Source organism: Ruegeria sp. BI12 (assembly GCF_056537985.1).
This window is the reverse complement of the sequence record NZ_JBQFSL010000001.1, coordinates 186,841-198,922: the sequence shown is the minus strand read 5'-3', so window position 1 is coordinate 198,922 and position 12,082 is coordinate 186,841. Positions and strand designations below refer to the sequence as shown.

At 57.7% G+C, this 12,082-nt stretch carries 7 protein-coding genes; 1 reads left to right on the top strand and 6 read right to left on the bottom strand.

The window, feature by feature from the left end:
- Positions 1-4: 4 nt before the first annotated feature.
- Positions 5-475 carry a 30S ribosomal protein S7 gene (gene rpsG, locus ACR0AK_RS01010; RefSeq protein WP_008756926.1) on the bottom strand — a complete coding sequence of 157 codons (471 nt, stop codon included), beginning with the start codon at positions 473-475 and terminating at the stop codon, positions 5-7.
- 15 nt (positions 476-490) lie between these two features.
- Positions 491-862, bottom strand: coding sequence for a 30S ribosomal protein S12 (gene rpsL / locus ACR0AK_RS01005; protein WP_005621086.1), 372 nt, complete (start codon positions 860-862; stop codon positions 491-493).
- 384 nt (positions 863-1,246) lie between these two features.
- Between rpsL and ACR0AK_RS01000 the strand changes: the two genes are divergently transcribed.
- Positions 1,247-2,053, top strand: coding sequence for a putative rhamnosyl transferase (locus tag ACR0AK_RS01000; RefSeq protein ID WP_480793623.1), 807 nt, complete (start codon positions 1,247-1,249; stop codon positions 2,051-2,053).
- Here the strand turns inward: ACR0AK_RS01000 and ACR0AK_RS00995 are convergent.
- From ACR0AK_RS00995 to rpoB, 4 genes are all read right to left on the bottom strand, one after another.
- On the bottom strand, positions 2,038-2,907 hold the full coding sequence (locus tag ACR0AK_RS00995) for a DMT family transporter (RefSeq protein WP_480792086.1): 870 nt from the start codon (positions 2,905-2,907) through the stop codon (positions 2,038-2,040). The genes ACR0AK_RS01000 and ACR0AK_RS00995 overlap by 16 nt on opposite strands.
- An 86-nt stretch (positions 2,908-2,993) precedes the next feature.
- Complete coding sequence (locus tag ACR0AK_RS00990; protein ID WP_480792085.1) at positions 2,994-3,449, bottom strand: macro domain-containing protein; 456 nt, start codon at positions 3,447-3,449, stop codon at positions 2,994-2,996.
- 125 nt (positions 3,450-3,574) lie between these two features.
- On the bottom strand, positions 3,575-7,816 hold the full coding sequence (rpoC, locus tag ACR0AK_RS00985; RefSeq protein ID WP_480792084.1) for a DNA-directed RNA polymerase subunit beta': 4,242 nt from the start codon (positions 7,814-7,816) through the stop codon (positions 3,575-3,577).
- 52 nt (positions 7,817-7,868) lie between these two features.
- Positions 7,869-12,005 (bottom strand): DNA-directed RNA polymerase subunit beta, encoded by a 4,137-nt coding sequence (gene rpoB / locus ACR0AK_RS00980; protein WP_480792083.1) that lies wholly within the window; start codon positions 12,003-12,005, stop codon positions 7,869-7,871.
- Between the last annotated feature and the right edge of the window lie 77 nt (positions 12,006-12,082).

Here is a 12,082-nt window from a genome sequence, read left to right as displayed (position 1 = left end):
GGAATTACCAACGGTAATGGCTAAAGGCTTTGTTCGCCTCGGCCATCTTGTGGGTGTCTTCGCGCTTTTTCACGGCAGTACCGCGGGACTGTACAGCGTCCAGCAGCTCGCCTGCAAGGCGCTCTTCCATGGTGTTTTCGTTACGGCCACGCGCAGCAGTAATCAGCCAACGGATGGCCAGTGCTTCGCGGCGCTCGGGGCGCACTTCGACCGGAACCTGATAGGTTGCACCACCAACCCGGCGCGAGCGAACCTCGACCGACGGTTTGATGTTGTCGAGCGCTTCGTGGAACACTTCGACAGGAGCGCGCTTGATCTTGCCTTCAACGCGATCAAAGGCGTTATAGACGATGCGCTCTGCGACCGACTTCTTGCCGTCGATCATCAGGTTGTTCATGAATTTGGTCAGAACCTTGTCGCCAAATTTGGCGTCAGGCAGGACTTCGCGTTTTTCGGCGGCGTGACGACGTGACATATCAGCCTCTCCTTCTTACTTGGGACGCTTCGCGCCGTATTTCGAACGGCGTTGTTTACGGTCTTTGACGCCCTGAGTATCCAGAACACCGCGCAGGATGTGGTAACGCACACCGGGAAGGTCTTTTACACGGCCGCCACGGATCAGAACAACCGAGTGTTCTTGCAGGTTGTGGCTTTCACCGGGGATGTACGAGATCACTTCGAACCCGTTGGTCAGGCGCACCTTGGCAACCTTACGCATAGCCGAGTTCGGCTTCTTCGGTGTGGTGGTGTACACACGGGTGCAGACACCGCGTTTCTGCGGGCACTGCTCCAGGTGCATGGACTTCGAGCGTTTTACTTTAGGCTGCCGCGGCTTGCGGATCAGCTGTTGGATCGTTGGCATTCCGGTTATATCCCCGTTTTGCAACACACATGACATGCACGCAGCTGCGTGCGGTTAAATTCGCTGCACTTATGCGTCCACAAGCGCAAAACCCGCGAGCGTTCCCATTCCGAGGTGAACGTCGCGGTTTGTTATCAGAGGGCGCGAACGGCAAAATTGTCCGGGCCTTGACCAGTTCATTACTGGAATCGGGTATGGGGCGGCCCCCGCACCGAGATGACGCGCGTAATAGGGGGAGTCGGCCCGAGTGTCAACAGCACATGCCAAACCAGCCGAATGGCGGTGTTTTATCAAGGCTTAATTGCGGTTTCCAGCACCTCTCGCCCGTTGCGGGCGAATGCCGACATCGCCATAGTGGCGGTGAAATATTGCGACGGACAAAACATGCAAGTCATCGGCCTGTGCCGCTTTTCCTATCCCGCAATCGGCGGCTATCAGGTTGAACACGACACCGTCGAGGAAAGACGCCAGTATCTGTATAGCCCGGAACGCCTGGAAGAACGGTTTCGTCTGTTCGAAGCCACCACCCTGCCCTGCTTTCGGGAACAGACAGACGAAGACTTTGAGCTGTTCGTTCTGATCGGTGAGTGCCTTCCCAAGGCGTCGATGGACCGGCTCTATGATCTTACCTCGGGCATCAGGCAGATCCGTATTGTCAAACGCGCCCTGGCCCGGCACCGCCCTGTTGTAAAAGATGTTCTGCACAGCGCTCGCACCGACCCGGACCGGCCCTGCATTCAGTTCCGGCATGACGACGATGACGCCGTCTCGGTCGATTTTGTCGAACGGCTGCGCCTTGCCGCGGTCGACGCGAAGGGGCTAATCCAGAATAACCGTACAGTCGGACTGGATTTTAACAGCGGATTTCTGGCACGGTTCGGGCCGGAGGGCATTCATGCCACGCAAGCGTTCAGATCCCTTTTGGGCGTCGGACTGGGAATGTATATCGCCGGCGGCTGCAAACACACGATCATGAGCTTCACCCATCATAAAGTCGGTCGCTTCATGCCGGTGATCAGCTATCCCGACGCGCCCATGTGGGTGCGAACACTGAACAATTTCAACGACTCACCTCACGCCCGCGCCAACAAAACCGAATTGCCCCCACTGACGACGGAACAAGAGGGTGAGTTCATCGCGCGATTTGCCATTGAACAGGACATGGTAAGGCGGGTTCACTCTGACGGCTGAGACTGACGTTCCCGGAATAAGGTGAATAGACCCGCACCCACGACCAGAACAGCGCCCATCATCGTAATCGTATCTGGCCAATCGCCAAAAATGACCCAACCCAGACCCAATGCCCAGATCAGGCTTGAATACCGGAACGGTGCGATAAATCCGACGTCCCCTTCGCGCATGACCATGACGCTGCACAGATATCCCGTCAGCACAAAGACAGCCGCAGATGCCACCATCAGACCCGCGCCGATGGGAACTGGTTCCCATCCGGAAACTGCAGTTGCAATCCCTGCGGCTATCGTAATGGACAGCGAAGTCGCCAAGGTGACTGCCAATGAGGGAACGTGGCTGGACATGCGTCGAGTAATCAGATCGCGCGCAGTGACAGAAGCAACGGCAATCAGGGCGTAAATCGCGTAAAGACTGAACCCATCAGGCCCCGGCCTTACAATCAACAACATTCCGACGAAACCCATCCCGATCGCCAGTATGCGACGCCAGCCTATATGCTCACCAAAGAACAAAACGGCCCCCAGCGTCACAGTCAGAGGCAGGGCCTGCAGAACCGCCGTCACATTGGCCAGCGGCATGTGCAGAAGTGCTGTCAAAAAGAAGAAGGTAGCCGACAGCTCGGCGACGCAGCGTGCCGCGACAAGCCACTTGTCGTGACACGGGAAGTTCAGGTGCAATGCCCCCAGATGACGCGCCATCAGAAACACCAGAAACGTTGCTACAACGCCGCGGATCGCAACCATCTGAAACAGCGGCACCTCTGCCCCTGCAACTTTGATCAACGCGTCATTCAAGGTAAAGGCGGCCATGCTGCCCATCATCAGCATCGCGCCCTTCACATTTGGGGTCATAGTAGCAGAATCCAATACTCAAAAGAAACACGGATCATTGGCCGTAAGTCCTTGAGAGATGTCAATATGAACTACGGACCTGTCGGTCAGTTGGGGAAGATAACCAGAGTGTGGTCCATGCCTGCACAGGCAACGTTTATGCGTTGCGCGATTTCGGTCCAGTCCCCTCCGGCAAGACCTGCGCCAATCATCGGATAACCGATGCGGGATGTGGGATAGGTGTCTGCAATCGTCGAAAAACAACCCGAAATCGCATCGTAATCCACAAGAGGCCCCGACCCGCCCCAATGAAATTGAGTATAGGCATTGACCACCACGAGATCAGTCGCACCTCGCGTGATCTGCGCTGAAGAAATCGTTCCAAGCTTTGAACGCGCCCCATACTCCGTCCGCTTGTCAGCTTCGAGCGCGTCGGGGAAGTGCGCCGCAATCACCCTGGCGATCCCGGCGCCCATCGCATGAAAGCAATTACAGCCGTGGACGATGACATCGAATTCACCATCCAACGCAAGCTGTATCAAATCACCCTTGATGGTTGGCATCGTGCGTTCCTTGGGTATCTTTGCCGAGCTTGTTCGATTGTACCACGTTCGAACAAGAGCACACGGGGGGCAAAAGAAAAGGCCCCGCGAAATCGCGGGGCCTGATCGTTTGGTTGTTAAGGCGCTTACTCGCGGCTTTCCGGAGTTTCCACCAGAACGTCCAGCTCGTCGCCAACCAGATCGTCGTCCATGACCGGTGCAGCCAGGGCAGCGGCCGCTTCGGCCTCTTCCCGGCGGGCTTCGATAACGACGTTATCGCGGCCTTGCGCAACCTGACGTACGGCCTGAGTCGCACCACCGGTACCGGCGGGGATCAGACGACCAACGATGACGTTCTCTTTCAGGCCAACCAGTTTGTCCTTCTTGCCCTGAACCGAAGCTTCGGTCAGCACGCGGGTGGTTTCCTGGAACGAGGCCGCCGAGATGAACGAACGCGTCTGCAGCGAAGCTTTGGTGATCCCCAAGAGGATCGGCTCGCCCTGTGCCGGACGACCACCGCGGGCGATGGTCTTCTCGTTGGCCGCGTCGAACTCCTGCTTGTCGACATGTTCGCCTTTCAGCAGGGTGGTGTCGCCTGAATCCAGGATCTCCCACTTCTGCAGCATCTGGCGCACGATGACCTCGATATGCTTGTCGTTGATCTTCACGCCCTGCAGACGATAGACGTCCTGCACTTCGTCGATCATGTAATCCGCCAGCGCTTCGACACCCATGATGGACAGGATGTCATGCGGAGCCGGGTTACCGTCCATCAGGTATTCACCCTTCTGGATGAAGTCCCCTTCGGCGACCGGGATGTGCTTGCCCTTGGGCACCATGTACTCGATGGTCTCCATGGACTCGTCCGCCGGTTCGATGCTGATGCGGCGCTTGTTCTTGTAGTCGCGGCCAAAGCGCACGTAACCATCGGCTTCTGCGATGATCGCGTGATCTTTCGGACGACGGGCTTCGAACAGTTCGGCCACACGCGGCAGACCACCGGTGATGTCCTTGGTCTTGGCACCTTCACGCGGAATACGCGCGACAACTTCACCAGCTTCGATCTTCTGACCGTCTTCGACCGACAGAATCGCGTCCACAGACATCGGATAGTGAACCGGGTTGCCCGCATCGTTGCGGACCGGCTCGCCATCTTCACCGACCAGAATGATCTCGGGCTTGAGGTCGCTGCCTTTGGGGGCCGCGCGCCAGTCGATCACGATTTTCTGGGTCATACCGGTTGCATCGTCGGTCTCATCGCGGACAGCGATGCCCGAAACAAGGTCAACGTATTTCGCAGTACCGGCCTTCTCGGCGATGATCGGCAGGGTGTAAGGATCCCATTCGAACAGCTTGTCGCCACGAGCGACGGATGCGCCATCCTTGACGAACAGCTTGGAACCATAGCCCAGTTTGTGGCTGGCACGCTCTTCGCCGTGCTCGTCCTTGATCACCAGCTTCATGTTCCGGCCCATCACCAGGCTTTCGCCTGCCGAGTTGACCAGAATCTGCGGGTTCTCGAAGGAAACGACACCGTCCTGGCTGGCTTCCTGGAACGACTGCTGACCACCCTGCGCAACACCACCGATGTGGAAGGTCCGCATTGTCAGCTGCGTACCCGGTTCACCGATGGACTGCGCGGCGATAATGCCAACAGCCTCGCCTGTGTTCACCATGGTACCGCGTGCAAGGTCACGACCGTAGCAGGTGGCACAAACGCCTTCCTCGGACTCACAGGTCAGAGGCGAGCGGATGCGCATAGACGCAACACCGGCTTCATCAATGGTGTCAGCCATACGCTCGTCGATCAACTGACCAGCGGCGACCAAAACCTCGTCCGTGCCCGGACGCAGAACGTCATCGGCAGAGACACGGCCCAACACACGTTCGGCCAACGAAGCGACAACCTCACCGTCGTTCACGGCTGCTTCGGCAGTGATCGCACGCTCGGTGCCACAATCGATCTCACGAACGATGCAGTCCTGTGCGACGTCCACCAGACGACGGGTCAGGTAACCCGAGTTCGCCGTCTTCAAAGCGGTATCCGACAGACCCTTACGGGCACCGTGGGTCGAGTTGAAGTACTCGAGAACGGTCAGACCTTCTTTAAAGTTCGAGATGATCGGCGTCTCGATGATGTCACCGTTCGGCTTGGCCATCAGGCCACGCATACCGCCCAGCTGCTTCATCTGGGTGACCGAGCCACGCGCGCCGGAGTGGGCCATCATGTAGACTGAGTTCGGCTCTTGATCTGACCCGTCTTCGGCCTTGGCGACGTCCGAGATGGTGCTCATCATCGCATCCGTGACGCGGTCGTTACACTTCGACCAGGCATCGACAACTTTGTTGTACTTTTCGCCCTGAGTGATCAGGCCGTCCATGTACTGCTGCTCAAAGTCCTTCACCTGACCGCGGGTGTCATCGACGATGCCCCACTTGTCATCCGGAATGACCATGTCGTCCTTACCGAACGAGATGCCCGCCTTGAACGCTTCTTTGAAGCCCATCGACATGATCTGGTCACAGAAGATAACCGACTCTTTCTGACCGCAGTAACGGTAGACGGTGTCGATGACCTGCTGCACCTCTTTCTTCCGCAGCAGGCGGTTGACCAGCTCGAACGGGGCCTTGTTGTTCATTGGCAGCAAGGCACCCAGACGCAGACGGCCCGGAGTTGTCTCGAAACGCTTCTGAACTTCGTTGCCTTCGTCGTCGATCTGCGTGATCCGCGCGGTGATCTTGGTGTGCAGGTGCACTTCGCCGGAATCCAGCGCGTGCTGAACTTCGTCGATCGAACCGAACACTTTGCCTTCGCCCGGCATGCCTTCGCGTTCCAGGGTCACATAATACAGACCCAGGATCATATCCTGCGACGGAACGATGATCGGTGCGCCGTTTGCAGGCGACAGAACGTTGTTCGTCGACATCATCAGAACACGCGCTTCCAACTGGGCTTCAAGGCTCAGTGGGACGTGAACGGCCATCTGGTCACCGTCGAAGTCGGCGTTAAAGGCCGAACAGACCAGCGGGTGCAGCTGGATCGCTTTACCTTCGATCAGAACCGGCTCGAACGCCTGAATGCCCAAACGGTGCAGCGTCGGCGCACGGTTCAGCATGACAGGGTGTTCGCGGATCACCTCGTCGAGGATATCCCACACTTCGGGACGCTCTTTCTCGACCAGTTTCTTCGCCTGCTTCACGGTCGAAGACAGACCCTTGGCTTCAAGGCGCGAGTAGATGAACGGCTTGAACAGCTCCAGCGCCATCTTCTTGGGCAGACCACACTGGTGCAGCTTCAGCTCGGGGCCGGTCACAATGACCGAACGGCCCGAGAAGTCGACGCGCTTACCCAGAAGGTTCTGACGGAAGCGACCCTGCTTACCTTTCAGCATGTCCGACAGCGATTTCAGCGGGCGCTTGTTTGCGCCGGTGATCACGCGGCCACGACGGCCATTGTCGAACAGAGCGTCCACGGATTCCTGCAGCATCCGCTTTTCGTTGCGGACGATGATGTCAGGCGCGCGCAGTTCGATCAGACGCTTCAGACGGTTGTTCCGGTTGATGACGCGGCGATACAGGTCGTTCAGATCTGAAGTCGCGAAACGGCCACCATCCAGCGGAACCAGCGGACGCAGTTCCGGCGGAATGACCGGGATCACGGTCATCACCATCCACTCAGGCCGGTTGCCCGACTCGAGGAAGGATTCGACAACTTTCAGACGCTTGATGATCTTCTTGGGCTTCAGTTCACCGGTGGCTTCGGCCAGATCCGCGCGCAGCTGCTCGGCTTCGGCTTCCAAGTCGATCTGGGCCAGCATCTCACGGATGGCTTCGGCACCGATATTCGCGGTGAACGCGTCCATGCCATAGGCATCCTGCGCATCCATGTACTCTTCTTCGGTCAGCATCTGGCCGTAGGTCAGGTCAGTCAGACCGGGCTCGATGACGACGTAGTTTTCAAAGTACAGAACGCGTTCCAGATCACGCAGAGTCATATCCAGCATCAGACCGATGCGGGACGGCAGCGATTTCAGGAACCAGATATGTGCAACGGGCGCGGCCAGTTCGATGTGGCCCATACGCTCACGGCGGACTTTCTGCAGGGTGACTTCCACACCGCATTTCTCGCAGACAACGCCGCGATACTTCATCCGCTTATATTTGCCGCACAGACATTCGTAATCTTTGATCGGGCCAAAGATACGCGCGCAGAACAGACCGTCACGCTCGGGTTTGAACGTCCGGTAGTTGATGGTTTCGGGCTTCTTGATCTCACCATAGGACCAAGACAGGATCCGTTCAGGGCTGGCCAGCGAAACCTTGATCTCGTCAAAGACTTTCGGCGGTGTCAGCGGGTTGAACGGGTTGTTGGTGATTTCCTGGTTCATTTTGATACCTCAAATTTTGCGGAAGGGGGGACGGGAGGAAGGGCCGAGGCCCTTACTCCTCAACCTCCGCATCCAGGAGTTCCATATTCAGGCCGAGGCCACGGACTTCTTTAACCAGAACGTTGAACGATTCCGGTACGCCCGCTTCAAAGTTATCCTCGCCCTTGACGATCGACTCATAGACCTTGGTCCGGCCGGCGACGTCATCCGATTTAACGGTGAGCATCTCCTGCAGGGTGTAGGCGGCGCCGTAAGCTTCCAGAGCCCAGACCTCCATCTCACCAAAGCGCTGACCACCGAACTGCGCCTTACCACCCAGCGGCTGCTGGGTAACCAGGCTGTACGGCCCAGTCGAACGCGCGTGGATTTTGTCGTCCACCAGGTGGTGCAGTTTCAGCAGGTACTTTATGCCCACGGTCACCGGACGTGCGAACTGCTCACCGGTACGGCCGTCGAACAGGATCGACTGACCGCTTTCCGAGAAGCCCGCACGCACCAGCGCGTCGTTGACGTCAGCCTCTTTGGCACCGTCAAAGACTGGGGTCGCAATCGGAACACCACGGGTCACGTTGCCCGCGGCCTCGATCAGATGACCTTCGTCCATGCCGGCAATGCCTTCTTCATAGACATTTTCGCCATAGGCCAGCTTCATCGCTTCGCGAACCGGGGTCAGATCGCCGGAGCGACGGTATTCACCCAGTGCGTCATCGATGTTCAGACCCAGACCGCGTGCGGCCCAACCCATGTGGGTTTCAAGGATCTGACCAACGTTCATACGCGAAGGCACACCCAGCGGGTTCAGACAGAAGTCGACCGGCGTACCATCGGCCAGGAACGGCATGTCTTCCATCGGAACAACCTTGGAGATCACACCTTTGTTCCCGTGACGACCAGCCATCTTGTCGCCCGGCTGAAGCTTACGCTTAACGGCGATGAAGACTTTGACCATCTTCATCACGCCCGGCGGCAGGTCGTCGCCACGGCGGACTTTCTCGACCTTGTCCTCGAAACGGGCATCCAGAGCGCGCTTTTGCACTTCGTACTGCTCGTTCAGAGCTTCAACGATCTGTGCATCCTGCTCGTCTTCCAGCGCCAGCTGCCACCACTGACCACGGGTCAGCATTTCCAGCAGGTCCTCGGTGATTACCGATCCTGCCTTGACACCTTTCGGGCCTTTGACAGCGGTTTTACCCAGGATCAAACCTTGCAAACGCGCATAGATGTTGCGGTCAAGGATCGCCAACTCGTCGTCCCGGTCACGGGCCAGACGTTCGACTTCCTCACGCTCGATCTGCAGCGCACGCTCGTCTTTCTCGACACCGTGACGGTTGAAGACGCGGACTTCCACGACCGTACCGTAATCGCCCGGTTTAACGCGCAGCGAGGTGTCACGCACGTCAGATGCTTTTTCACCAAAGATGGCGCGCAGCAGCTTTTCTTCCGGGGTCATCGGGCTTTCGCCCTTCGGAGTGATCTTGCCGACCAGAATATCGCCCGGCTCAACATCCGCACCGATGTAAACGATGCCTGCCTCGTCGAGGTTGCGCAGCGCTTCTTCACCGACGTTCGGAATGTCGCGGGTGATCTCTTCCGGACCCAGCTTTGTATCACGGGCGGCGACTTCGAATTCCTCGATATGGACCGAGGTAAAGACGTCGTCACGCGCGATACGTTCCGAGATCAGGATCGAGTCTTCGTAGTTGTAACCGTTCCAGGGCATGAACGCGACGACGACGTTCTTACCCAGAGCCAGTTCACCGATATCGGTGGACGGGCCATCGGCAATCACTTCGCCTTTGCCAACCGTGTCACCCACTTTGACCAGCGGACGCTGGTTGATGCAGGTGTTCTGGTTCGAACGCTGGAACTTGCGCAGACGGTAGATGTCAACGCCAGCATCGCCCAGTTCCAGATCTTCAGTAGCGCGGATAACGATACGCTGGGCATCGACCTGGTCGATGATACCGGCGCGTTTCGCCTGAATCGCAGCGCCTGAGTCGATTGCGACCTTTTCCTCGATCCCGGTGCCGACCAGCGGCGCCTCAGCGCGCAGCAGCGGAACCGCCTGACGTTGCATGTTCGAACCCATCAGAGCCCGGTTGGCGTCGTCATTTTCAAGGAACGGGATCAGCGATGCAGCGACCGAAACCAACTGTTTCGGGCTCACGTCGATCAGGTCCACATTCTCGCGCGGGGCAAGAGTGTAGTCGCCCGACTGACGGGTCGAAACCAGATCGTTGATGAACTTGCCATCCGCATCCAGTGTCGCGTTCGCCTGCGCCACGGTGTGACGCATTTCCTCGGTCGCGGACATGTAGTGAACCTCATCGGTCACCTCAGCGTCTTTGACGACGCGGTAGGGTGTTTCGATGAAGCCATACTTGTTCACGCGGGCAAAGGTAGCCAGCGAGTTGATCAGACCGATGTTCGGGCCTTCCGGCGTTTCAATCGGGCACATCCGGCCATAGTGGGTCGGGTGCACGTCGCGCACCTCAAAGCCCGCACGCTCACGTGTCAGACCACCGGGGCCAAGCGCCGAGAGACGGCGTTTGTGGGTGACTTCCGACAGCGGGTTGGTCTGGTCCATGAACTGCGACAACTGCGACGAGCCGAAGAATTCCCGAACAGCAGCAGCAGCCGGTTTCGCGTTGATCAGGTCCTGCGGCATGACGGTGTCGATCTCGACCGACGACATACGCTCTTTGATCGCGCGCTCCATGCGCAGCAGGCCAACGCGGTACTGGTTTTCCATCAGTTCGCCGACAGAACGCACACGACGGTTGCCCAGGTGATCGATGTCGTCGATGTCACCTTTGCCGTCACGCAGTTCGACCAGCGCCTTGATGCAGGCCACGATGTCTTCGCGGCGCAGGGTGCGCAGCGTATCCGGCGCATCCAGGGCCAGACGCATGTTCATCTTCACACGGCCAACCGCGGACAGGTCATAACGCTCGCTGTCGAAGAACAGCGTGTCGAACAGAGCTGAGGCCGCTTCGACGGTGGGCGGCTCGCCCGGGCGCATGACGCGGTAGATGTCCATCAACGCGGTGTCGCGGCCCATGTTCTTGTCCTGCGCCATGGTATTACGCATGTAAGGGCCGACATTGACGTTATCGATGTCCAGAACTGGGATATCGGTTACGCCTGCATCAATCAGCTCTTTTACAGTGCCGCCGATCAGATCGCCGTCCTTGTCGTATTCCAGCGTCAGTTCATCGCCGGCTTCGACATAGATCGCACCGGTTTCCTCGTTGATGATGTCCTTGGCGACAAACTTACCAACGATGTGATCGAACGGAACCAGCAGATTGGTGACAACACCTTCGTCGATCAGTTTCTTAACCGCGCGCGGGGTGACTTTCTTGCCCGCTTCGGCAATCACTTCACCTGATTTTGCGTCAATCAGATCATAGGTCGGGCGGGTACCCCGTACACGCTCGGGGAAGAAGGGCGCAATCCAGCCTTTCTTCTTGTCCAGCTTGTAGGACACGGTGTTGTAATACGCATCCATGATTGCTTCCTGATCCAGGCCCAGCGCATAGAGCAGGGTAGTAACAGGCAGTTTGCGGCGACGGTCGATACGGGCAAAAACAATGTCTTTGGCGTCGAACTCAAAGTCCAGCCAGCTGCCGCGATACGGGATGATGCGGCAGGCAAACAGCAGTTTGCCCGAAGAGTGGGTCTTGCCCTTGTCGTGGTCAAAGAACACACCAGGCGAACGGTGCATCTGGGACACGATCACACGCTCGGTGCCGTTCACGATGAACGTCCCGTTCGGCGTCATCAGGGGCATATCGCCCATGAACACGTCCTGTTCTTTGATGTCTTTAACCGATTTCGCGCCGGTGTCCTCATCGACATCAAACACGATCAGACGCAGAGTGACCTTCAGCGGCGCGCTGTAGGTCATGTCGCGCTGCATGCACTCTTCGACGTCATATTTGGGTTTTTCCAGATCGTATTTCACGAACTCCAGAACGGAAGTTTCGTTGAAATCCTTGATCGGGAAAACCGATTGGAACACGCCCTTGATGCCTTCGCCGTCAGTGGGCTGCTCTGCATCGCCGGAGCGCAGGAAAAGATCATAAGAAGATTTCTGCACCTCAATGAGGTTCGGCATCTCCAGCACTTCGCGGATTTTGCCGTAATATTTACGAAGACGTTTCTGGCCAAGGAACGTTTGAGCCATGTCAGATGTCACCTTTCGATGTTCTCAGCGGGCAAAGACACCGTCGGGCCCCGGCATCTTGCACATTCGAGACGACA

Excerpts from the sequence above, each read along its gene's own strand:
- rpsG (WP_008756926.1), bottom strand. The coding sequence starts at position 475 with ATGTCACGTCGTCACGCCGCCGAAAAACGCGAAGTCCTGCCTGACGCC.
- ACR0AK_RS01000 (WP_480793623.1), top strand. The coding sequence starts at position 1,247 with ATGCAAGTCATCGGCCTGTGCCGCTTTTCCTATCCCGCAATCGGCGGC.
- rpsL (WP_005621086.1), bottom strand. The coding sequence starts at position 862 with ATGCCAACGATCCAACAGCTGATCCGCAAGCCGCGGCAGCCTAAAGTA.
- rpoC (WP_480792084.1), bottom strand. The coding sequence starts at position 7,816 with ATGAACCAGGAAATCACCAACAACCCGTTCAACCCGCTGACACCGCCG.
- ACR0AK_RS00990 (WP_480792085.1), bottom strand. The coding sequence starts at position 3,449 with ATGCCAACCATCAAGGGTGATTTGATACAGCTTGCGTTGGATGGTGAA.
- rpoB (WP_480792083.1), bottom strand. The coding sequence starts at position 12,005 with ATGGCTCAAACGTTCCTTGGCCAGAAACGTCTTCGTAAATATTACGGC.
- ACR0AK_RS00995 (WP_480792086.1), bottom strand. The coding sequence starts at position 2,907 with ATGACCCCAAATGTGAAGGGCGCGATGCTGATGATGGGCAGCATGGCC.